We start from the raw sequence: 22,080 nt of genomic DNA on the forward strand, positions 1-22,080 counted from the left end.
GACCCGCATGCAACAGCCATTTCAACCAACCGACGGATCGCACTTGACTGACGAACAGAGGGGCGGCGCATGCTGAGCGTTCTAGCAAGAATCATCGACATCGCCATGGTCGCGCTCGCCGCGGTGCTGGCGGCGGGCGTGCACAGCGGCAGAGTGGTATGGCTCGACGATATGCAAAGCGTGTCGCTTGCGTTCGGCTGCCTGCTCGTGGTGGTGTTCTTCCCGCCGCTCGGCATCTATCAGTCGTGGCGCGGCAAGCCGCTCTACGATCTGCTGTCGCGCGTCACGGGCGGCTGGCTGATGGTCGAAGTGACCGGCGTGCTGATCAGCTTCAGCGTGCACCGCGCCGACAGCCTGTCGCGGCTGTGGCTCGTTTACTGGGCGCTCGCGTCGATCGTGCTGCTGGTCGTCACGAAGGTGATCGTCTATTCGATCCTGCGCGGGCTGCGCCGCGAGGGCTTCAATCAGCGCGCGGTCGCGATCGTCGGCGGCGCGCCGTACGGCCGCTTCCTGATCGAACAGATGCGCGGCCGTCCCGAAGCTGGCTTCAAGCCCGTCGTCGTGTTCGACGAGGACGGCACGATCAATCCCTACGAAGACCCGGACGCGGCGCACGCGGTCGCGGGTGTGCCGGTCGAGCGCGACTATCAGCGCATGATCGAACTGGTACGGCAGCGCGCGATCCGCGAGTTGTGGCTCGCGCTGCCGATCTCGAAGGAGAAGGCGATTCATCGCTTCGTGATGGATCTGCGCAACGACTTCGTGAACATCCGCTTCATCCCCGACGTCGGCAGCCTGACGCTGTTCAATCAGCCGATGGTCGAGTTGCTCGGCGTGCCCGCGATCAATCTGGCCGCCTCGCCGATCACCGATCTGCGCGTGCTGCCCAAGCGCGTGTTCGACAGCCTGTTCGCGTTCGGCGCGTTGCTCGCGCTGTCGCCGCTGATGCTCGCGATCGCGCTGATGGTGAAGCTCAGCTCGCCGGGGCCGGTGTTTTTCCGCCAGCGGCGCAAGGGCATCGACGGCCGCGAGTTCGAGATCTTCAAGTTCCGCTCGATGAAGGTCCACACGGAAGCGGCCGGCAAGATCACCCAGGCGACGCGGCGCGATCCGCGCATTACCGCGGTCGGCGCGTTCCTGCGCCGCACCAGCCTCGACGAGCTGCCGCAATTCATCAACGTGCTGCGCGGCGAGATGTCGGTGGTAGGTCCCCGTCCGCATGCGCTCGAACACGACGACATCTACAAGGATCTGGTGAAGGGCTACATGCACCGCTACCGGATCAAGCCGGGCATTACCGGCTGGGCGCAGATCAACGGTTATCGCGGCGAAACCGATCGCATCGAAAAGATGATGGGCCGCGTAAAGCTCGATCTGTACTACATGCAGCACTGGACCTTCTGGCTCGACATCAAGATCGTCGTGCTGACGCTGTGGAAGGGCTTCGCGGGCAGCAACGCCTATTGAACGCGGGGTGCCGGGCCGCGCCGATGCCACGCATCGCGCGAGCGCATTCCTGAATCAACTTTTTTACCGAGGTGCAATCCATGAACCTGACGATCATCGGTAGCGGCTATGTCGGCCTCGTGACCGGCGCGTGTCTGGCCGACATTGGCCACGACGTGTGCTGTCTCGACGTCGACGCGCGCAAGATCGACGTGCTCAACAACGGCGGCGTGCCGATCCACGAGCCGGGGCTGCAGGAGATCATCGCGCGCAATCGCCGCGCGAAGCGCCTGACGTTCTCCACCGACGTCGAGGCCGCGGTCGCGCACGGCGACATCCAGTTCATCGCGGTCGGCACGCCGGCCGACGAGGACGGTTCCGCCGATCTGCAATACGTGCTCGCGGCCGCGCGCAACATCGGCCGTTATATGAGCGGCTTCAAGGTGATCGTCGACAAATCGACGGTGCCGGTCGGCACCGCATCGCGCGTGCGCGAAGTGGTGGCCGCCGAGCTGGCCGCGCGCGGCGTCGAGCCGATGTTCTCGGTCGTGTCGAATCCGGAGTTCCTGAAGGAGGGCGCGGCCGTCGAAGACTTCACGCGGCCCGATCGCATCGTGCTCGGCTGCGACGAGGACGTGCCCGGCGAAAAGGCGCGCGAACTGATGAAGCGCCTGTATGCGCCGTTCAACCGCAATCGCGAGCGCACACTGTATATGGACGTGCGTTCAGCCGAATTCACCAAGTACGCGGCCAACGCAATGCTCGCGACACGTATCTCGTACATGAACGAGCTCGCGAATCTGGCCGATCGCGTCGGCGCGGATATCGAGGCGGTGCGCCGCGGCATCGGTTCCGATCCGCGCATCGGCTATGACTTCCTCTACGCGGGTTGCGGCTATGGCGGCTCCTGTTTTCCGAAGGACGTGCAGGCGCTGATCCGCACCGCGGCCGACCACAATGCGAACCTGCGCATTCTCGAAGCGGTGGAAGCGGTCAACGATGCGCAGAAGCAGATCCTCGCGCAGAAGATCGTCGCGCGTCTCGGCGAGGATCTGTCGGACCGCACGTTCGGCGTCTGGGGGCTCGCATTCAAGCCGAACACCGACGACATGCGCGCGGCGCCGAGCCGCGAGCTGATCGCCGGGCTGCTGGGCCGCGGCGCGCGCGTGAAGGCCTACGACCCGGTCTCGATCGACGAAGCGAGGCGCGTGCTCGCGCTCGATCTGAAGGACGTGCCGCAGCAGCATGCGCGACTTTCGTTCGTGAGTGAAGAGATGGAAGCGGCGAGCGGCGTCGATGCGCTCGTGATCCTGACCGAATGGAAGGTCTTCAAGAGTCCAGATTTCGATGCGCTGAAGCGCATCCTGAAGACGCCGCTGATTTTCGATGGCCGCAATCTGTACGAGCCGGACGTGCTGCTCGAACTCGGCATCGAGTATCACGCGATCGGCCGGCGGCATGCGTTGCGCAACGCGCCGGCGCGTGTCGGCGCGAAAGGTTCGATGCAGGCGGCGGACCTCGCCGCGACGGCAGCCTCCGGCCGCTGAAGCCGCCGCGATCGCCGCGCGAGAGAGTCCGCCATGTTCGACAACGTTCTGATCGTGTGCCACGCCAACGTGTGCCGCTCGCCCGCCGCCGAGATGCTGTTCAAGGCGAGCCAGGCGCGCGCGCCGCGCTCGGGGGCCGCACCTATCGCGTTTCATTCGGCGGGCATTCGTGCGGTGAACGGCCACGGCATGGACCCGGTGATGCGGCGCCTGCTCGAAGAGCGCGGCGTCGCGGCCGGCGTTCACCACGCGCGGCGCCTCGAGCGCTCGCTCGTGCGCGCGGCCGATCTCGTGCTGGTGACCGAGCGCGCGCAGGTGAGCGAGGTCGAAGCGCTCGATCCGTCCGCGCGCGGCAAGGTCTATCCGCTCGGCAAGTGGGAAGCCGATTCGGACGTCGCCGATCCGCACGGCGGCGCGGAAGACGAATACAGGGAGAGTCTCGTGCTCATCGAACATCTGGTCATGGGATGGCTGAAAAAAATATGCTGAAGAAACCCCGCATCGAAAACTCATTCGCGAGCTTGCGCACGAAGCTCGCCGCCTCACTTCTGCTGACGTCCTTTTTGTCGGCTTGCGCGACCGCACCGGGCAATTACCTCGACACGTCGCGGCTCAAGGACAACGATCATGCGCCGAGCGAAACCTATCCGGTCCATCTGATCGACGCGAACCTGATCATGGCGCAGGCGCAAGCCGCCGCCGCGAAAATCCAGCCGTTGCCACCATCGGCGCTGTCCGATCCGTCGCTGTACGTGTACCACCTCGCGCCGCAGGACATTCTCGGCATCACCGTGTGGGATCACCCCGAGCTGACCACGCCGCAGGGCAGTACCTTGTCCTCGGGCGGCAATACCACGCAGACGATCGCGGGTGCGTTGCAGCAACCGTATACGGCCGCGCTGCCGGGCCAGGCCGATCCGTACGGCCAGACCATCGCCGCCGACGGCACGATCTTTTTCCCGTTCGTCGGCCGCATCCAGGCCGCGGGCAAGACCACGACCGAGCTGCGCGATCAGCTCGCCGCCCGCCTCGTGCCTTATATCCGCAATCCGCAGGTCGACGTGCGCGTGCTGTCGTATCGCGGCCAGAAGGTGCAGGTCACGGGCGAAGTGAAGCAGCCGGGACCGCTCGCGGTCAGCGACGTGCCGCTGAAGCTGGTCGACGCGATCACGCGCTCGGGCGGCACGAACCCGGACGCCGACATCCAGCGCGTGCGACTCACGCGCAACCACAAGCTCTATGTGCTCAATGCCGATCGCATGCTCGATCAGGGCGATACCACCCAGGACGTGATGCTGCAGAACGGCGACGTGGTCAACGTGCCGGACCGCACCGACAGCCGCATCTTCGTGTTGGGCGAAGTGAAGACGCCGATCCAGGTGCCGATCGCGCGCGGCCGCATGACGATCGCCGACGCGCTCACGCAAGGGGGCGGCATCCTCAACACCGACGCCAATCCGCGCCAGATCTACGTGATGCGCGGCATGCGCGAGCATCCGACCACGCCCGAGGTGTTCCGCCTCGACATGACGCAGCCGGACTCGATCATGCTGTCCTCGCAGTTCCAGTTGCAGCCGCTCGACGTCGTGTACGTGGGCACCGCCGCGTCGACCACGTTCAACCGTGTGTTGCAGCAGGTGCTGCCGAGCGTGCAGACGCTGTTCTATCTGAAGCAGCTGACGCGCTGAACGTTTGGCCTGTAACGTCCCGCGCCGCTGTTGTCCGGGCGGTGCGGGACGTGCAACGAAAGCAGAAGTACCGCTGACGCGAAAGCCGAAGCCAACGACACGGGATGGAACAGTGAGCAATCAACTCTCTCCACACATGGCTGGTCCGATCAAGACCGAAGAAGAAGACGTCGTCCTCGGACAACTGGTGCAGGTGATCCTCGACGACATCTGGTGGCTGCTCGCGATCACCGCGATCATCGTCGCGATGGCGGTCGCGTACTGCTACCTCGCCAAGCCGACTTATTCGGCCGATGCGCACGTGCGCGTCGAGCAGTCCGACAGCATGTCGCAGGCGCTCACGCAAACGCAGACCGGCGCCGCGATCACCAGCGGCTCGACGTCGCTGCCGACCGACGCCGAGATCGAAATCATCAAGAGCCGTGGCGTGGTCGCGCCGGTCGTGCAGCAGCTCAAGCTGAACTTCAGCGTTACGCCGAAGACGATCCCGCTGCTCGGCAGCATCGCCGCGCGCCTCGCGACGCCGGGCCAGCCCGCGCGCGCGTGGCTGGGGCTCACGTCCTACGCATGGGGCGGAGAAAAAGTCGACGTCGATTCGATCGACGTGACGCCGTCGCTCGAAGGCGAGAAGCTGCTGCTGCGCGTGATCGACGCGCAGCACTATGAACTGTTCGCGCCGAACGGCTCGCTGCTGCTGCGCGGCCAGGTCGGGCAGCAGGCACAGGGCGGGGGCGTGACGATGGTCGTCAACACGCTGATCGCGCGCCCCGGGCAGGAGTTCACCGTCGTGCGCTCGAACGATCTCGATGCGATCACCGCGTTCCAGTCGGCGATCACGGTGCAGGAGCAGGGCAAGCAGACCGGCGTGATCCAGATCTCGCTGGAGGACAAGAGTCCCGAGCATGCGGCGCTCGTCGCCAATGCGCTCGCGCAGTCGTATCTGCGCGAGCACGTGTCGAACAAGCAGGCCGACGCGAGCAGGATGCTCGACTTCCTGAAGAGCGAGGAGCCGCGCCTGAAGGCCGATCTCGAACGCGCGGAGGCCGCGCTGACCGCTTATCAACGTCAGTCCGGCTCGATCAACGCGAGCGACGAGGCGAAGGTCTACCTCGAAGGCAGCGTGCAATACGAGCAGCAGATCGCCGCGTTGCGTCTGCAGATGACGCAGCTCGCCGAGCGCTACGGCGACGACCATCCGACGCTCGTCGCCGCGCGTCAGCAGATGGCCGAATTGCAGGCGCAGCGCACCAAATACGCGGACCGCTTCCGCAATCTGCCGGCCACCGAAGTGAAGGCCGTGCAGTTGCAGCGCGACGCGAAGGTGGCCGAAGACATTTACGTGCTGCTGCTCAATCGTGTGCAGGAGCTGTCGGTGCAGAAGGCGGGCACCGGCGGCAACGTCCATATCGTCGACGCCGCGCTGCGCCCCGGCGCGCCGGTCAAGCCGAAGAAGATGCTGATCATCTCGGCGGCCGTAATTCTCGGGCTGATCGCGGGCACCGGTTTCGTGTTCCTGCGCCGCAATCTGTTCAAGGGCATCGACGACCCCGATCACGTCGAGCGCGCGTTCCATCTGCCGGTGTTCGGCCTCGTGCCGCAAAGCGCCGAGCAGGTGCAGCTCGAAAACAGCTATGCGCGGGGCGGCGAACGGCTGCGTCCGGTGCTTGCGAACGCGCGGCCGAAGGACGTGACGATCGAAAGTCTGCGCAGCCTGCGCACCGCGATGCAGTTCACGCTGATGGACGCGCGCAACCGCATCGTGATGCTGACGGGGCCGATGGCCGGCGTCGGCAAGAGCTTCCTCAGCGTGAACCTGGCGATGCTGCTCGCCCATTCGGGCAAGCGCGTGTTGCTGATCGACGGCGACATGCGGCGCGGCACGCTCGAACGTTACGTGGGCGGCTTGCAGGAAAACGGCCTGTCCGAGCTGTTGAGCGGCCAGATCTCGCTGGAGGAAGCGATTCGCGGTTCGAGCATCGAGGGCCTGAGCTTCATTTCGTGCGGCCGCCGTCCGCCGAATCCGTCCGAGCTGCTGATGTCGCCGCGTCTGCCGCAGTATCTCGACGGCCTCGCGAAGCGCTACGACGTGATCCTGATCGACACGCCGCCGGTGCTCGCGGTGACCGATGCGTCGATCATCGGCGCGTATGCGGGCTCGACGTTCTTCGTGATGCGCTCGGGCATGCACAGCGAGCTCGAGCTGGCCGATGCGCTGAAACGCCTGCGCTCGGCGGGCGTCCACGTGCAGGGCGGCATCTTCAACGGCATGCCGGCGCGCTCGCGGGTCGGCTACGACCGCGGCTACGCGGCGACTCAGGCATACCTGAGCACGTGACGCGGGCTCCGCACTCGAGCACCGACTTCTGCACGACAGGAACAGAGGACATCACGATGAAACTGACGGTACTGGTACCGACTTATCGCCGCCCGGCCGATCTGGCGCGCTGCCTCGCGGCGCTCGAGCGGCAATCGCGCGCGCCCGACGAAGTGATCGTGGTCGCGCGCGTCGACGACGACGCGACGCATGCGTGCCTGCGCGATCCGTCTACGGGCGGCCGCCTGCCGCTCGTGATCGCGCCGGTGGACATACCCGGCCAGGTCGCGGCCCTGAATCGCGGGCTCGACGCCGCGAGCGGCGACGTGATCGCGATCACCGACGACGACGCCGCGCCGCGCCACGACTGGGTCGAGCGCATCGCGGCCGCGTTCGAAGCCGATGCGCGCCTCGGCGCGCTGGGCGGGCGCGACTGGGTGCACGAGAAAGGCCGCGTGCTCGACGGCGAGCGGCCGCTGGTCGGCAAGGTGACCGCGCACGGGAAGATCATCGGCAATCATCATCTGGGTGTCGGTGCGGCGCGCGAGGTCGACATCCTGAAGGGCGCCAACATGAGCTACCGGCGCGAAGCGGTGCGCACGATCCGCTTCGACGCGCGTCTGCGCGGCGCGGGCGCGCAGGTGCACAACGACATGGCGTTCAGCCTCGCGGTGAAAAACGCGGGCTGGAAGCTCGTGTACGACCCGCAGATCGCGGTCGATCATTTCCCGGCCGAGCGTTTCGACGACGACAAACGCGACGCGCAGACGATGGCCGCGCTGCGCAACGCCGCGTTCAACTTCCATCTGATCCTGCGCGACCAGTTGCCGCCGCTGCGCCGCGAAGCCGCGTGGTGGTGGTGGACGCTGGTCGGCACACGGCTTTATCCGGGCCTCACGCATGCGGCGCTCGCGCTGCTGTCGAAGCAGGCGCAGTTGAAGCTGTCGCGCTGGCGCGAGGTTCGTGCAGGCGCCCATGAGGCGCGGCGCGCGCTGTCGAAGAGCGGAGTGTCCGCATGAGTACGAAGGTTCACGTTCATCTCTTTTACGGCGCCGATCCGCGTTTTTATCGCAAGGGCGACGATATCGGCTGTCTGTACGGTTATCACCATGCGCAGTCCGAAGCATTCGCGCTGACTTATTCGCAAGACGCGCGCGAAAGCCGGCCCGTGCGGCTCGTACGGCGCGCGCTGAAGGCCGCGCTCGGCTTCGATTTCATCCATACGTGGCGCAATCGCGCGCAGATGCTGCGCTCGGACGTGATCTGGACGCATACCGAGCAGGAGTGGCTGGCCGCCGCGCTGATGCTGCTGCTGTGCGGGCGCAAGGCGGGGCCGGGTGCGTCGCCGTTGCTGCTCGCGCAAAGCGTGTGGCTGCTCGACAAGTGGCCGTCGTACGGCATCGTGCGCAGCTGGTTGTATCGCAAGCTGTTGACGCGGGCGGATCGCTTGACCACACTCGCTAGCGAAAACGCCGGGTTGTGCCAACGCTATTTCCATCGCGACGCGACGCCGCTGCTGTACGGCCTGAACACGCGCGACTTCCCGGTCACTCCGCCGACGCAGTGGACGCCTCGCACGCCGCTGCGCATCGCGGCGATCGGCAACGATCGCGACCGCGACTGGGAGACGCTGATCAAGGCGGTCGGCAACGATCCGCGCTACACGGTGAAGCTCGCGACGCGGCGGCGCATTCCCGCGTCGCTGCGCGCGTCGAATGTCGAGATCGCGCTGTTTTCCGGCATCAAAAAGCAGCACGAGCTGTACGACTGGGCCGACGTGATCGTCGTGCCGCTGCGGCCGAACTCGCACGCGTCGGGTATCACGGTGATGCTCGAAGCGGCGGCGGTCGGCAAGCCGATGGTCGCGACCGACGTCGGCGCGCTGCGCGACTATTTCCCCGCCGACGAAGCCGCCTACGTGCCGCCGTTCAATCCGCAAGCACTGCGCGATGCGCTCGACCGGCTCGCCGGCGAGCCTGACGAGGCGCTGCGCCAGGCGCAGGCAGCCGCGGCCGGTCTGCTCGCGCGCGATCTGACCACCCAGCACTACGCGATGCAGCACGTGCGGATCACGCGCGAGATGCTGAGCGCGCGCGGGCAGGCGAGCGCGCATGCCGGCGCGGCCACGCACGCGCAGCCCGCCGCACCCGGGCGCGAATCGCGCGGAGGCCTATAAGCGATGTCGACGATTCCGCGCGCGAACCCGTTGCCGCCGACAGGCGCGGCCAACGCCGGCCCTGCAAAACACGCCGCGAGCGGGATGCTGTCAGGCGGCCCGCGAGAATGGCTGCCGCCGCTCCTGCTGTGGCTGATCGCCGCGGTGCTGATCGTCGCGCATCAGGGCACGGTGCTCACGCTGGCGTTCCCGGTGCTGGCGATCCTCACGGGTCTGTGGCTCTACTTCAAGAGCCCGGCGCGCTACATCGGCTTCATGTGGTGGCTGTGGTTCCTGAGCCCCGAAGTGCGGCGTCTCGCCGACTGGTCAAAGGGCGCGTTCACGCCGACGAGCCTGATCCAGGTCGCGCCGCTCGCCGTCACGATGATCAGCGGGCTGTCGCTGCTGCGCTACTACCGGCTGCTCGCGCAGCGCCGCGGTTTGCCGGTGCTGCTGATCCTGCTCGGCCTGATCTACGCGTTCCTGATCGGCGTGATGTCGAGCGGCCCGCTCGCGGCCACCTACGACCTCGCGAACTGGCTCTACCCGATCCTGATCGGCTTTCACATCATGGCGCACACGCGCCAGTATCCGCAGTATCGCGACACGATCATCAACACGTTCATCTGGGGGATGCTGGTGATGGGCGGCTACGGCCTGATCCAGTTTTTCATCATGCCGCCGTGGGACGCGCTGTGGATGCTCGGCTCGCAGATGAACTCGCAGGGCGACCCCGTGCCGATGGGCGTACGCGTGTTCAGCACGATGAACTCGTCGGGCCCGTTCGCGTTCGCGATGATGGGCGCGATGGTGTTCGTGATGGCCGCGCAGCATCGCGTGCGCTGGATCGCCGCCGCGCTCGGCTTCTTCTCGTTCGCGCTGAGCCTCGTGCGCTCGACGTGGGGAGGCTGGGTCATCGCGCTCTTGATCCAGCTCGTGAAGTCGAACAACAAGGTGCGCGTGCGCATCGTCGCGAGCGCGGTACTGCTCGCCGGCTTGTGCGTGCCGCTGCTGGCGGTCGGCCCGGTGGCCGAGCGGATGCAGGCGCGGCTAAACACGATCGTCAATCTGCACGACGACCAGAGCTACGCGGCGCGTAACGAGTTCTACGCGACCTTCGCGAAGACCGCGTTTACCGACGTCTCGGGCGAGGGCATGGGCGCGACCGGCACCTCGACGAAACTGTCCAACGACGGCGGCCAGCTCGGCCAGTACGGCAACTTCGACAGCGGCGTGATGAACATTCCGTTCGTGCTCGGCTGGCCCGGCACCTTGCTGTACATGTCCGGCATCGTGTGGCTGCTGACCCGCGCGGTGCTCGGCTCGTTCAGGCTGCGCGACGACAAGTTCGTCTCCGCGTGCCTGAGCCTGTGTCTTGCGACCTTCGCGATGCTCGTGTTCACGAACTCGCTGGTCGGCACCGGCGGCCTGCTGCTTTTCATGGGCGCTTTTTCGATTCTTTCCGCGGTTCACCACGAAAAAATGAACCGCGCACGCACGCTATTTCTCCACGGAGGCACGGATTGAGAGTCGCCATTGTCACGCACGTAGTGCGCCATAACGACGGCCAGGGGCGCGTCAACCACGAGATCGCGCGCGCGGCGCTCGACGAGAACATCCGCGTGACGCTGGTCGCGTCGCACGTGGCGCCCGAGCTGCTCGCGCATCCTAACGTGCGCTGGGCGCCCGTGAAGATCAGCCGCTGGTGGCCCACCAATCTGCTGCGCCAGCAGGTGTTCGCGGCGAAGAGCGCACTGTGGCTGCGCGCGCATCGCCGCGACTACGACGTGCTGCACGTGAACGGCTTCATCACCTGGATGCGCGCCGACGTCAATACCTCGCATTTCGTGCATAGCGGCTGGTTCGCGAGCAAGTACTACCCGTTCGGTCTCACGAAGGGCGTGTGGTCCGCGTACCAGTCGGTCTATACGCGCTGCAACGCGTTGCTCGAGCGCTGGGCGTACCGGCGCTCGAAGGTGATCACCGCGGTGTCGCAGAAGGTCGCCGACGAAATCCGCGCGATCGGTCTCACGCCGCGCAACCGCGTGGACGTCATCTACAACGGCGTCGACACGCAGGGCTTCGCGGCGGCGAGCGGCGATCGCGCAAAGTTCCGGCTACCAGACGATGTGTTCCTGCTGCTGTTCGTCGGCGACCTGCGCACGCCGCGCAAGAATCTCGGCACCGTGCTCGCCGCGTTGAAGCATCTGCCCGAGCATGTGCAGATCGCGGTGGCCGGCTTTCTGCCGGGCAGCCCGTATCCGGACGAGGCGAAGGCGCTCGGCATCGCGCATCGCGTGCATTTTCTCGGGCTCGTGAAGGAGATGCCGGTGCTGATGCATTCGGTCGACGCGTTCGTGTTCCCGTCGCGCTACGAAGCGATGAGTCTGTCGCTGCTCGAAGCGATGGCGGCGGGGCTGCCCGTCGTGACCGCGCGCACGGCCGGCGGCGCCGAGATCATCACGCCCGAGTGCGGCATCGTGCTGGACGATCCCGACGACCCGCAAGCGCTCGCTCGCGCGGTCGCGCAACTCGCCGGCGACGACGGCGCGCGCCACGCGATGGGCAAAGCCGCGAGCGAACTCGCGACCGGCTTCGGCTGGGCGCGCATGGCCGCGCAATACATCGCGCTGTACCGGCAGCTGGCCGGGCAGCAGGAAAACCGCCGGCGCAGCCAGACGGAAGCGACGGTCGTCGCGCAGAACGATGCGCTGACGCTGAACCATCTCGCCGGACAGAAGAGCGTGGAATGACCGCGCGAAGCGGGCCATCCACGTCTACACATAGCAACTCACCGCAAGCAACACACAGGGGCACACCATCATGACGACTGGCTCAATCAAATCACTGCAGATCGGGATGCACTGGTTTCCCGAACGCGCGGGCGGCCTCGACCGCATGTACTACTCGCTGGTCGGCGCGCTGCCGGGCGCGGGCGTCGCGGTGCGCGGCGTCGTCGCCGGCTCGCCGAAAGTCGCGGCCGATACCGGTGGCGCGATCAACGGCTTCGGCCCCGCCGCGCAATCGCTGCCGCTGCGGCTAATGGCGGCACGCCGCGCGCTACGCCACGAAATCCGCACGTCGCGGCCCGATGTGATTTCGTCGCACTTCGCGCTCTATACGTTTCCGGGGCTCGACGTGACGCGCGGCATTCCGCAGGTGTCGCATTTTCAGGGACCGTGGGCCGACGAGAGCCACGTCGAAGGCGCCGATTCGTTCGGCCAGCGCGCGAAGCGTTATCTGGAGCAGTCGGTATACGCGCGTTCGTCGCGGTTGATCGTACTGTCCGACGCGTTCGGCAAGATTCTCACGACGCGCTACGGCATCTCGCCGGAGCGCGTGCGCGTGGTGCCGGGCTGCGTCGATGTCGAGCAGTTCAATCTGCCGATCACGCAGGCCGAGGCGCGTCTGCGTCTGCAATTGCCGCAGGATCGACCGATCGTGCTGGCGGTGCGACGGCTGGTGCGGCGCATGGGTCTCGAAGATCTGATCGATGCGGTGAAGCTGCTCAAACGCAGCTCGCCCGACGTGCTGCTGCTGATCGCGGGCAAGGGTCGGCTCGAAGGTGAACTAGAGGCGCGCATCGCCGACGCGGGGCTCGAACACAACGTGAAGCTGCTCGGCTTCGTGCCCGATCAGCATCTGGCGGCGCTGTATCGCGCGGCCAACATCAGCGTCGTGCCGACCGTCGCGCTGGAAGGCTTCGGCCTCATCACGGTCGAATCGCTTGCGTCGGGCACGCCGGTGCTGGTGACGCCGGTCGGCGGATTGCCCGAGGCGGTGGCGGGATTGTCGCCCGATCTGGTGTTGCCGGAGACCGGCGCAGCTGCGATCGCCGCGGGTCTCGCCGGCGCGCTGAACGGTACGCTGAAGTTGCCCGATGCGGATGCATGCCGCCGCTATGCGCGCGAACGCTTCGATAACGCGGTGATCGCGAAGCGGGTCGCGGCCGTGTATGCCGAAGCGATTGCGGGGAGCGTGCTGCATTGAAGCGCAGCGGCGGCGGTTCAATCGAATGAAAAAAGGGGCGAGGCTCGGATCGCTGCGTTCGGGCCTCGCGTTCATGTCGCCGCAAGACCGGCAAAAAAAATAGGCTGCAAATAACGGCACTTTCCTGTTGAACTTGAGCCCGGATCAGCCCTTGGCCGCGATTTTCCGACCTTATTTTTCAAATCCCTGAAACGTGGCGCCCGGCGTCGACTTCGTCACGTTTACGTCACACATCCGCGACGATAATCCCCGCGCCCGAAAGTACAAAAACACACGGGCGTCCCGCCAGAAAGCGGGGACCTTGTATTTTCAGATCTCGGGGATTTTCAGATGACCATCCGCCACCGCATCACGCTTCTCGTCATTCTGATGCTTGTCGCGCTATCCGCCATTGGCGGATACGCCGTGCTTCAGACCCGCAACAGCGCCGCCAACGTCAGGCAGGTCACCCAGGGCGTCGTGCCGAGCGCGCTCGCGTCGGCAGACCTCGTATCGCAGGTCAAGGACGTGCAGCTCGCGATGATGACGCTCGTCTATGCGCCTGACGCGAACATGGTCTCGCAGGCTCAAGACCTGCTGAAGAGCAAGGAAGCGTCGTTGCAGGCGGCGCTCGACGTGCAGGCGAAGGCCGCGCAAGGTCAGGCCCAAACCGGGCTCGTGAGCCAGGCGCGCGACAGCCTCGCGAATTATTTCAACGCGGTCAACGACACCGCGAAGATGAAGGCCGACGGCAAGAACGAACTGGCGCAGGCCTATCTGTTCGCGAACGTCGCGCAATACCGCGATGAACTCGAAGGCATCGTCGAGACGCTGCGAATCGAAAAGAACCGCCAGAAAGATGCCGCGATCGACGAACTGAACAGCGCGCTCGCCACCACGACGACGGCGATCGGCGCCGCGACCGGCGCGGCCATCGTCGTGCTGTTGCTGATCAGCGCGCTGCTGTATCGCCAGATCACCCGGCCGCTGAGCCGCATGCAGGTGGAGATGAGCGAGATCGCGGCGAGCCAGGACTTCACGCGCCGCGTGCCGGTCGGACGCATGGACGAGATCGGTCATTCGATCGTCGCGTTCAACGGCATGATCGAGAAGATCCAGCAAAGCTCGCTGCAACTGAAGCAGAAGACCGCCGATATCCAGGCGATGCTGCAAAACATGCAGCAGGGGATTCTGACGGTGGTCGAAGGCGTGGTCGTGCATCCGGAGTACTCCGCCTATCTCGAGGCCATCTTCGAGACGCGCGAGATTGCGGGCCGTCCGTTGCTCGATCTCGTGTTCGGCGGCACCGAGATCAACAGCGATGCGCTCTCACAGATCGAAGCGGCGCTGCAGGCATGCATCGGTGAAGACAGCATGAACTTCGAGTTCAATCAGCACCTGCTCGTCAACGAGATCGCCAAGCCGATGGCCGATGGCCGTGTGAAGACGCTCGACCTGAGCTGGTCGGCCATCACCGACGAACACGACGTCGTGCTGCGTTTGATGCTGTGCGTGCGCGACGTGACCGAACTGCGCGCGCTCGCCGCCGAGGCCGGCGAACAGAAGCGCCGGCTGGAAATGATCGGCGAGATTCTCGCGGTGAGTCAGGAGAAGTTCCATCACTTCGTCGAAAGCGCGACGGGCTTCATCAGCGAGAACGAACGGATCATCCGTCAGCATCACGAGCCAAGTCACGAAGCCGTCGCCGAGCTGTTCCGCAACATGCACACCGTCAAGGGCAATGCGCGCACGTACAGCCTTCAGCATCTGACCGGCATCGTCCACGAAACCGAACAGCGCTACGACGCATTGCGCCGCGCTGACAGCAGCGAAGCGTGGGACCAGCAGCTTCTGATCGAGGATCTGCAGCGCGTGAAGGCCGCGCTCGAAACCTACGCGACGATCAACGAAGTGAGCCTCGGCCGCAAGGGGCCGGGCCAGAGCGGCGCGGTGGATCGCTACCTGATGGTCGATCGCGAGTTGATCCAGAAGCAGCTGGATCTGCTCGAAAGCGCCGATCCGGCCGACCGGGACGCGCTCGTGTCGATGCGCGAATCGTTGCAGCGCGAACTGCGTCTGTTGGGCACCGAATCGATCTACGAAGCGCTCGCGGGCGTGCTCGACTCGCTGCCGTCTCTGGCGGCCGAACTCGGCAAGGAGGCGCCGGTCGTCAGCATCGACAACAACGGCTACCGCGTGCGCAGCGAGGTCAGCCATACGCTGCGCAATGTGTTCACGCACCTGCTGCGCAACTCGGTCGACCACGGCATCGAGCCTGCCGCCGAGCGTATCGCGAACGGCAAGGACCCGGCCGGCGTCATCGAACTGGAAGTGGGCGTCGACCATCACGCGCTGCAGATCACCATCAGCGACGACGGCCGCGGTCTCGCGCTCGCGAAAATCCGTGGGGCCGCGATCGAACGCGGCTGGATCGACGCCGATGCCGCGCTCAGCGACGAAGCGATTGCCGAGATGATTTTCCGTTCCGGCTTCTCGACCGCGCAGACCGTCAGCGAGATTTCAGGCCGCGGCGTCGGCATGGATGCCGTGCGCGATTTCGTGCGGCGCGAGCATGGCCGCATCGAATTGCGTTTCACCGACGATCGTCGCGGCGCGGACTATCGCCGCTTTCAGACCGTCGTGTCGTTCCCCGAGGACTGGGCGGTGGACAGTCTCGACGCGTCCGCCGATGCGGCGCGCGAGCGTGACGCGGATGCGGTAGCAGGCTGACGGCCTGATGGATTAAACGAAGCGATGGGAGCAGGTTGTGCTTGAAAGTTATCTTTTGGCCGCAGGCGCTGGCGGTATCCTCTGCGCACTCGCGACAAGAACTTTTTATGGTCGGAAGCTTCGCGCGGGTGCGCAGGCGCAGCGTGTCGACGCGCTCGCGCGGCAGGCCCTCGAGCAGCAACTCGACGCGGCGGTCCGGCTCGGCGAGCAGGCCAACAGCGAGCGCGCCGCACTGGAGTCGGTGCTCGCCGATCTGCGCGCGCAAGCCGGGCAGTGCGCGCACGATCGCGAAGCGTTGCAGGCGTCGCTCGACGCCGCGAGTTCGCGAAGCGACGAATGGCTGCAGCATGCGACGCGGATCGCGCACGAGGCGGGCCGTCTGAAGACGCTGACCATCACGTTCGAGCGTTGGCACGAGCAGATGATTTCGCTGATGTCGCAGAACCGCGACATGCACAAGAAGAACCAGGAGCTGTCGGCGATCGTGCAGCACGTGCTGATCGTTTCGCTGAATGCGTCGATCGAAGCGGCGCGCGCCGGCAGCGCGGGTCGCGGCTTTTCGATCGTCGCGGGCGAAGTGCGCTCGCTGGCGTCGCGCTCGCAGGAGTTGTCGAAGAGCTATCGCGAGAGCCTGCATCGCAACGACCTGACGACGGCGGCGACGTTCCAGGACATCCAGGCCGGCGGCAAGATGATCACGGCGTCGCTCGGCGGCGTCGAAGTGCTGGCGACCCAGTTCCAATCCCGGCTCGAGCAGGCCGCGGCGTGATTACCGATCAGGCGAAGCAAAGCATCGCGGACATCTTCTGTCACGCGGCGCGCGCGAGATTGCCCGCGACGCCGGGCGATTCGTGCGAGATCACGGCGGTGCCGAGGTGGGATCGCGATCATCCGGCCGGACCTTGCGCGATGGCGTTGACGATCTCGTCGATCGGCTTTCGTCTGCTGTTCGTGCTGCATTTCGGCAAGGACGACGCGACGCACGCCTACTACGCCAGCGGCGACACGACGCGTTCGCTGTCGGAAACGCTGATGGAACTCGGCAACCTGTGCTGCGGCTACATGAACCAGCAACTGGTCAATCATTTCCCCGATCTTGGCATGTCGACGCCGTATGAATTGAACAGCGCCTGTGTCGAGTATCTCGACGAGTTGCGGCCCGATCACGTGTGGGCGTACGAGCTGACGATCGGCGGTGCGGCCCGGCTGGGTGTCACGTTATGTCTATGCGCGCAGGCGCCCCTCGATTTCAAGGCTGAACTCGCCACGGCCGACGAGGCCGAAGGCGAGCTCGAACTGTTCTAGCCCCTCAACACTGCGTTCGCAGACTGAAACACGATGAATACCAGCAAGCCCGTCAGCAAGGTGCTCGTGCTCGACGACTGTCCGGCACACGCGCAAGCGCTGAAGCTCTTTTTCGACGAACACAACCTGATCGCACTGAAGGTGCGCGACAGCAACCGCCTCGGCTCGGTGCTGGCCACCAATATCGATCTCGGCGGCGTTCTGCTGGCGGATCACTACGGCGGATCGGTCGAGCAGGCGGCTACGACCGCCGCGCGCATCAATGCCTTGCGCCCCGAACTGCCGGTGATCCTGCGTTCGAGCGGCAACGCGCCGCTCGAACGGCTTCCGAAGCCGTTGACCAACGCGGCATGCGCGCATTTCAATGCCGCCGATCTGACGGCGCTGCGTGAAGCCGTCGATCGATACATCTTCAGCCTCGACTTCCCGAACGCGCTCGTGCGCGGTATCGCGGAGATCACTGAAGCGCGGCTCGCCACGTTGTTCGACGGCGTCACGGTGCAACGCGACACGCCCAGTATCGTGCGCGATCGAATCATCTTCGGCGAGGTCTTCAGCCTGATTCCGCTCGAAGGCAGCTGGTGTCGCGGCTATATGTTGATGCAGGCCGAAGAGGAGCCGCTGCTCGGCATGATCGATCGCGATCGCGCGGCACGCGAGCCCTGCATGGGCGCGGGGCAACCGGGCTTTCGCGATCTGAACGACGTGCTCGGCGAATTGACCAATCTGATCTGGGGGGCATTCAAAAACCGCTTCCTCGGTCAGCAGAACGCTCGCGATGCAAGTCAGGTGCAGGTGCCACTGCTGGTCAATCACAAGCATCGCTACATCTCGTTCGGCTCGGACAATCCGCAGTTGCGGTTTCAATATCGATTGAGCGACGCCGCGAGCGGACAGTCGGTGTCGATCGACCAGCGCTTCGTTTTCAACCTGAGCTGGTCACCCGAAGATTTTTCTGAAAACGCGGTGGATGTCGACGATCTCGTCGAGTCCGGCGAACTCGATCTGTTTTGATACGACGCGTCGGTGACGCAAGGGAATGGTTATGGCAAAGATTCTGGTGGTGGACGATTCGAGCACGGTACGCGATGAAGTCGCGGGTTTTCTGGCGAAAAACGGTCTCGACGTCGCGACGGCCATCGACGGCAAGGATGGCCTTGCGAAGCTGAAAACGGATTCGAATATCCGCCTGATCGTCAGCGACGTGAACATGCCGAATATGGACGGCCTGACGATGGTCGAAAAAATCCGCGGCGAACTCGCGAACAAGACCGTCAACGTGATCATGCTGACGACCGAAAGCAGCCCCGCGATGAAGGAGCGCGGCAAGGCCGCCGGCGTGAAGGGCTGGATCGTCAAGCCGTTCAAGGGCGATGCGGTGCTGGAGACGTTCCGGAAACTGGCGGGTTGACGGGGCAGTGTGCGGCGAGCCCCGCCGCACACGGATGCCGTGTTAGAACGTCTCGTGGTGCTCGTTGCGCGCGATGTCCGCCTGCACCATCATCTGGCAAAGCTGTTCGAGCGAGGTTTGCGGTTGCCAGCCGAGCGTGTCGCGCGCCTTGTCCGCGCAGCCGATCAGCAGGTCCACTTCGGCCGGCCGATAGAACTTCGGATTGACGCGCACGAGCGTCTTGCCGGTCGCGACGTCGATGCCGGTCTCGCGCTCGTCCTTGCCCGACCATTCCAGCTGATAGCCGGCCGCCGTGAACGCCATGCGCACGAAATCGCGAACCGTTTCGGTGCGGCCGGTCGCGAGCACGAAGGTGTCGGGCGCGTCGGCCTGCAGCATGCGCCACATGCCCTCGACGTATTCGAGTGCGAAGCCCCAGTCGCGCTGCGCGCTCAGGTTGCCGAGTTCGAGCACGTCCTGCTTGCCGAGCTTGATCTTCGCGACCGTGTCCGAGATCTTGCGCGTGACGAATTCGCGGCCACGTAGCGGCGATTCGTGATTGAACAGAATGCCGCTGCTCGCGAACAGGTCGTACGACTCGCGATAGTTGATCGTCGACCAGTGCGCGAACAGCTTCGCGACGCCATACGGGCTGCGCGGATAGAACGGCGTGCTTTCGCGTTGCGGCACCGCCTGCACGAGGCCGAACATCTCGGAGGTCGACGCCTGGTAGAAGCGTGTCTTCGGGCTCAGGATACGCAGGCCTTCGAGCAGATTCAGCGCACCGACGCCGGTCACTTCGGCGGTGGTCACCGGCTGGTCGAACGACACGCCGACGAAGCTCTGCGCGGCGAGGTTGTACAGCTCGTCGGCCTGCGTGCCGTCGAGCAGGCGCAGCGTCGAGCCGAGGTCGGTGAGGTCGTGTTCGACGAGACGCAGATTCGGATGATCGAGCACGCCAAGCTCACGCATGCGCCAGAAGTTGACCGAACTCGTGCGCCGGTAGGTGCCGGTCACGTGATAGCCCTTGTCGAGCAGCAGCCGGGTCAGATAGGCGCCGTCCTGTCCGGATACGCCGGTGATGATCGCTTTGCGTGGTTGGCTCATAGCTTGCCTTCTAGTTTGTGGGAGAAAAGAGAACGGAACGCGCGTAAGGGCCTGGCTCAATGCGCGTTGTCCAGCAGCCGCCGCACCACCGGTTCGACGACCCGATAATCCTGTTCGGCCTTCAGCCGGTACAACTCCGGCTTTGGATGCGCGCCGTCCGACATCAGCGACTTCCAGTCGGGCAGGCTGCTCACATACGCGTATTGATCGACGAGCGGCACCTGCTGTTCGGCGGCCACGCGTCGCGTCATCGCTATCATCGCGGCGAGCCGGGCGTTGAGCCGGTCATCGGGCATCGGGTTCGAGGTCTGCAAAACAGGCTCCTTGCCGAGCGCTCGCGCGGTTTGCACGAGCGACGTCTCGGCCGCGTAAAACTGCTCGGGCGTCTGGTTGTGCATCACTTCGTTGATGCCGTAGTTGATCAACACGATCCGCGCGGGCGAGGCGGCGAGACGTTCGCGCCACGGCAGTCCCGCCGTCGGCCCCGCGCGACGATTGCCGGTGCCGTCGCGCAACTGCCAGGCCATCGTGCCGCCGACGCCGTAGTTCGTGACGCGCACGCGCTCGCCGTCATGCGCCTGCAACGCTTGCTGCAGATACGTGACGGCGTTGCGGGCTTGCGGGCCGCAGTGGCCATCGCTGCAGGTGATGCCGAGCGTGGTCGAGTCGCCGTACGCGTCGATCAGCAGTTGCGTCGGCGATGACACTGCCGGCTCGGCCACGGCCGCGCGCGTTGCCGGCGCGATCAGCATCAGCGCCGACACGATACCCAGCACGTGGGCAGCAACAACGGCCTGGCGGCTCATGCGCGGCCTTGCGGTGCTTGCCGCGCAACGTTGGCGCCGGCGCGGGTCGTCGCTCTCGACCCGCGCGCGCCGAAAATCAGGCGCTTCTCGAATGCGAACCACGTGATGCTTGCGTACACGAGCGTGATAGCGAGCGCGATCGCGGCGCTCAGATAGCGATTCAGATGCAGCGGCCACACCATGTACAGCACGCTCAGGTGGATCAGATAGATCGTGTAGCTGATGGTGCCGATATAAACGAGCACGCGATTGCACAACAGCCGCTTCACGATGCCCTTGCTCTGCAGCGCGATCACGACGATCGATGTGCACAGCACCAGCGACACGCTATACAGCCCGGCATTCGACAACGGCGTATTCGCTGCGCGAAAACGCGGGTAGTGCAGATGCAGCCATGCCAGCACCGCGAGCGCGGCCAGAGCGCCGAGCACCGCGAGTCCCTTGAACGGTTCGAGCGCATTGCGATCGCGCCGCACGGCAACCGCGAGCAGCGCGCCGGCCGCGAGCAGATCCATGCGGAACGGCGTCAGGTAGTAGATCGGCCAGAACGAATCGAACCACGGCGTCGCGAGCGCGCGCAGCAGCGGCACCAGAACGATCAGCGCGGCCGCCACCAGCCCAAGCAGACGCTCGGGCACGAGCAGGATCACGAACGGCCAGAAGATATAAAACTGCTCCTCGACCGCGAGCGACCACAGCACGTTGAGGCTGTCATGACCGCTTTGATTGAGCGCATCGCCGATATTGGTCGCGAAGAACGCGTACCAGTACCAGTGCCGCGCCCACCCGAGGCCGAACAGCAGCGACGACACGGCCATCAGCAGCAGGTACGGCGGCAGGATGCGGCGCGCGCGCCGCGCATAGAAATAGCTGAAATACGACTGCTGGCGCGATTTGCGATCGAGCAGGATGCCGCTGATCAGAAAGCCGCTCAAAACGAAGAACAGATCGACGCCCATCCATAGCGGCGCTTTCAACGCGTGCTGCGCGAACACCGCGAGCACGGCGATCGCGCGCAGACCGTCGAGCTGCACGATGCGGGAATGGGAGGGCGCGAGGGGCAATGCGCTGGCTGTCATGAACCGTCCATGGTGTAAAGCGGATGAGCCGGGCGAAGCGCCGCGCGGTTCGCCACGGATTGCCAGCGAACAGGCGCGCGCTTCGCGTCGCAACTGAAGTGCAATCGATTCTAGGGAAAAGAAACTCGAGAAAAAACCCGTTGGAATGGGCTAATTGAATCAGATTGAAACAGGGTATTTCTTTGGCCATTCTCGAAAGATTTATATGTTTATGTGGTGAGCATCGGGCAATCCGTAATAAATGCGCATTGCGTGATATCACATCGGTAGGAACGGGGGATCGTCGCGACAGAGGCGACTGACGGCGAGGCTTGCGCTTTTATCGATTTTAAAAATCGTTTCTTTTGCGACGTATAAGCGGACGAATATTTTTGAATTATTTTCGATTTTCGTCACCGCATTTTTTCCGCGTAACTTAGCCGTGCGGACGGCTGCCTTCAGGCGCCGCGCTTCAATCGGTTGCGCTTCGTTTCGCTTTGCCACATCACTGAATTTCGCCCCGAGCGGGCGCAGGTCCGCGTGCATCGCGTTGACCGGACATCGA

19 protein-coding genes are annotated in these 22,080 nt (G+C 65.0%); 15 read left to right on the forward strand and 4 right to left on the reverse strand.

The annotated features are described in order from the left end of the window. Positions 1-69 precede the first annotated feature (69 nt). The 15 genes from OKW40_RS06275 (at position 70) to OKW40_RS06345 (ending at position 18,565) form a co-directional block, all read left to right on the forward strand. Positions 70-1,467 (forward strand): undecaprenyl-phosphate glucose phosphotransferase, encoded by a 1,398-nt coding sequence (locus tag OKW40_RS06275; RefSeq protein WP_184066658.1) that lies wholly within the window; start codon positions 70-72, stop codon positions 1,465-1,467. Between the two features lie 80 nt (positions 1,468-1,547). Further along, positions 1,548-2,993, forward strand: a complete 1,446-nt coding sequence (locus tag OKW40_RS06280; RefSeq protein WP_429488761.1) for a UDP-glucose dehydrogenase family protein — start codon at positions 1,548-1,550, stop codon at positions 2,991-2,993. Between the two features lie 33 nt (positions 2,994-3,026). After that, on the forward strand, positions 3,027-3,482 hold the full coding sequence (locus tag OKW40_RS06285; protein WP_090804816.1) for an exopolysaccharide biosynthesis protein: 456 nt from the start codon (positions 3,027-3,029) through the stop codon (positions 3,480-3,482). After that, positions 3,476-4,681 carry a polysaccharide biosynthesis/export family protein gene (locus tag OKW40_RS06290; RefSeq protein WP_429488763.1) on the forward strand — a complete coding sequence of 402 codons (1,206 nt, stop codon included), beginning with the start codon at positions 3,476-3,478 and terminating at the stop codon, positions 4,679-4,681. The genes OKW40_RS06285 and OKW40_RS06290 overlap by 7 nt, the downstream gene beginning before the upstream one ends. 136 nt (positions 4,682-4,817) lie before the next feature. After that, positions 4,818-7,016 (forward strand): polysaccharide biosynthesis tyrosine autokinase, encoded by a 2,199-nt coding sequence (locus OKW40_RS06295; protein ID WP_184066711.1) that lies wholly within the window; start codon positions 4,818-4,820, stop codon positions 7,014-7,016. Between the two features lie 56 nt (positions 7,017-7,072). Further along, on the forward strand, positions 7,073-8,014 hold the full coding sequence (locus OKW40_RS06300) for a glycosyltransferase family 2 protein (protein WP_184066634.1): 942 nt from the start codon (positions 7,073-7,075) through the stop codon (positions 8,012-8,014). Next, positions 8,011-9,171 carry a glycosyltransferase family 4 protein gene (locus OKW40_RS06305; protein WP_429488765.1) on the forward strand — a complete coding sequence of 387 codons (1,161 nt, stop codon included), beginning with the start codon at positions 8,011-8,013 and terminating at the stop codon, positions 9,169-9,171. The genes OKW40_RS06300 and OKW40_RS06305 overlap by 4 nt, the downstream gene beginning before the upstream one ends. An 84-nt stretch (positions 9,172-9,255) precedes the next feature. Continuing rightward, positions 9,256-10,677, forward strand: a complete 1,422-nt coding sequence (locus OKW40_RS06310) for a glucose-6-phosphate isomerase (RefSeq protein WP_260321418.1) — start codon at positions 9,256-9,258, stop codon at positions 10,675-10,677. After that, on the forward strand, positions 10,674-11,903 hold the full coding sequence (locus tag OKW40_RS06315; RefSeq protein WP_429488767.1) for a glycosyltransferase family 4 protein: 1,230 nt from the start codon (positions 10,674-10,676) through the stop codon (positions 11,901-11,903). The genes OKW40_RS06310 and OKW40_RS06315 overlap by 4 nt, the downstream gene beginning before the upstream one ends. A gap of 70 nt (positions 11,904-11,973) precedes the next feature. Further along, positions 11,974-13,140 carry a glycosyltransferase family 4 protein gene (locus OKW40_RS06320; RefSeq protein WP_429488769.1) on the forward strand — a complete coding sequence of 389 codons (1,167 nt, stop codon included), beginning with the start codon at positions 11,974-11,976 and terminating at the stop codon, positions 13,138-13,140. A gap of 330 nt (positions 13,141-13,470) precedes the next feature. Further along, on the forward strand, positions 13,471-15,849 hold the full coding sequence (locus OKW40_RS06325) for an ATP-binding protein (protein ID WP_429488771.1): 2,379 nt from the start codon (positions 13,471-13,473) through the stop codon (positions 15,847-15,849). Positions 15,850-15,886: 37 nt separating this feature from the next. Further along, entirely contained in the window at positions 15,887-16,618 is a 732-nt protein-coding gene (locus OKW40_RS06330; RefSeq protein ID WP_429488772.1) for a methyl-accepting chemotaxis protein, read from the forward strand. Continuing rightward, complete coding sequence (locus tag OKW40_RS06335) at positions 16,615-17,154, forward strand: hypothetical protein (RefSeq protein WP_090804836.1); 540 nt, start codon at positions 16,615-16,617, stop codon at positions 17,152-17,154. The genes OKW40_RS06330 and OKW40_RS06335 overlap by 4 nt, the downstream gene beginning before the upstream one ends. A 33-nt stretch (positions 17,155-17,187) precedes the next feature. Continuing rightward, a complete protein-coding gene (locus OKW40_RS06340; protein ID WP_429488774.1) occupies positions 17,188-18,168 on the forward strand; it encodes a chemotaxis protein CheX in 981 nt (326 codons plus the stop codon). 31 nt (positions 18,169-18,199) lie between these two features. Continuing rightward, positions 18,200-18,565 (forward strand): response regulator, encoded by a 366-nt coding sequence (locus OKW40_RS06345; RefSeq protein WP_018418019.1) that lies wholly within the window; start codon positions 18,200-18,202, stop codon positions 18,563-18,565. Between the two features lie 42 nt (positions 18,566-18,607). Here OKW40_RS06345 and gmd read toward each other — a convergent pair whose 3' ends face one another. The 4 genes from gmd to OKW40_RS06365 form a co-directional block, all read right to left on the reverse strand. After that, positions 18,608-19,651: a GDP-mannose 4,6-dehydratase gene (gene gmd / locus OKW40_RS06350; protein ID WP_090804840.1), complete on the reverse strand. Its 1,044-nt coding sequence runs from the start codon at positions 19,649-19,651 to the stop codon at positions 18,608-18,610. A gap of 56 nt (positions 19,652-19,707) precedes the next feature. Then, the gene (locus OKW40_RS06355) at positions 19,708-20,457 is read right to left on the reverse strand and encodes an SGNH/GDSL hydrolase family protein (protein WP_429488776.1); all 750 of its coding nucleotides are present in this window, start codon (positions 20,455-20,457) and stop codon (positions 19,708-19,710) included. Next, positions 20,454-21,536 carry an acyltransferase family protein gene (locus OKW40_RS06360; RefSeq protein WP_429488778.1) on the reverse strand — a complete coding sequence of 361 codons (1,083 nt, stop codon included), beginning with the start codon at positions 21,534-21,536 and terminating at the stop codon, positions 20,454-20,456. Before OKW40_RS06360 ends, OKW40_RS06355 begins: the two co-directional genes overlap by 4 nt. 258 nt (positions 21,537-21,794) lie before the next feature. After that, on the reverse strand, positions 21,795-22,061 hold the full coding sequence (locus OKW40_RS06365) for a hypothetical protein (RefSeq protein ID WP_429488779.1): 267 nt from the start codon (positions 22,059-22,061) through the stop codon (positions 21,795-21,797). Positions 22,062-22,080: the final 19 nt, after the last annotated feature.

Origin of the sequence: Paraburkholderia sp. RAU6.4a, from assembly GCF_050435625.1 — a bacterium.
In the GTDB taxonomy this organism is placed as follows: Bacteria; Pseudomonadota; Gammaproteobacteria; order Burkholderiales; family Burkholderiaceae; genus Paraburkholderia; species Paraburkholderia tuberum.

What these genes read in the sequence shown, in the direction of transcription:
- OKW40_RS06275 (WP_184066658.1), top strand. Translation starts at nt 70, where the DNA reads ATGCTGAGCGTTCTAGCAAGAATCATCGACATCGCCATGGTCGCGCTC.
- OKW40_RS06280 (WP_429488761.1), top strand. Translation starts at nt 1,548, where the DNA reads ATGAACCTGACGATCATCGGTAGCGGCTATGTCGGCCTCGTGACCGGC.
- OKW40_RS06285 (WP_090804816.1), top strand. Translation starts at nt 3,027, where the DNA reads ATGTTCGACAACGTTCTGATCGTGTGCCACGCCAACGTGTGCCGCTCG.
- OKW40_RS06290 (WP_429488763.1), top strand. Translation starts at nt 3,476, where the DNA reads ATGCTGAAGAAACCCCGCATCGAAAACTCATTCGCGAGCTTGCGCACG.
- OKW40_RS06295 (WP_184066711.1), top strand. Translation starts at nt 4,818, where the DNA reads ATGGCTGGTCCGATCAAGACCGAAGAAGAAGACGTCGTCCTCGGACAA.
- OKW40_RS06300 (WP_184066634.1), top strand. Translation starts at nt 7,073, where the DNA reads ATGAAACTGACGGTACTGGTACCGACTTATCGCCGCCCGGCCGATCTG.
- OKW40_RS06305 (WP_429488765.1), top strand. Translation starts at nt 8,011, where the DNA reads ATGAGTACGAAGGTTCACGTTCATCTCTTTTACGGCGCCGATCCGCGT.
- OKW40_RS06310 (WP_260321418.1), top strand. Translation starts at nt 9,256, where the DNA reads ATGCTGTCAGGCGGCCCGCGAGAATGGCTGCCGCCGCTCCTGCTGTGG.
- OKW40_RS06320 (WP_429488769.1), top strand. Translation starts at nt 11,974, where the DNA reads ATGACGACTGGCTCAATCAAATCACTGCAGATCGGGATGCACTGGTTT.
- OKW40_RS06325 (WP_429488771.1), top strand. Translation starts at nt 13,471, where the DNA reads ATGACCATCCGCCACCGCATCACGCTTCTCGTCATTCTGATGCTTGTC.
- OKW40_RS06340 (WP_429488774.1), top strand. Translation starts at nt 17,188, where the DNA reads ATGAATACCAGCAAGCCCGTCAGCAAGGTGCTCGTGCTCGACGACTGT.
- OKW40_RS06345 (WP_018418019.1), top strand. Translation starts at nt 18,200, where the DNA reads ATGGCAAAGATTCTGGTGGTGGACGATTCGAGCACGGTACGCGATGAA.
- gmd (WP_090804840.1), bottom strand. Translation starts at nt 19,651, where the DNA reads ATGAGCCAACCACGCAAAGCGATCATCACCGGCGTATCCGGACAGGAC.
- OKW40_RS06355 (WP_429488776.1), bottom strand. Translation starts at nt 20,457, where the DNA reads ATGAGCCGCCAGGCCGTTGTTGCTGCCCACGTGCTGGGTATCGTGTCG.
- OKW40_RS06360 (WP_429488778.1), bottom strand. Translation starts at nt 21,536, where the DNA reads ATGACAGCCAGCGCATTGCCCCTCGCGCCCTCCCATTCCCGCATCGTG.
- OKW40_RS06365 (WP_429488779.1), bottom strand. Translation starts at nt 22,061, where the DNA reads ATGCACGCGGACCTGCGCCCGCTCGGGGCGAAATTCAGTGATGTGGCA.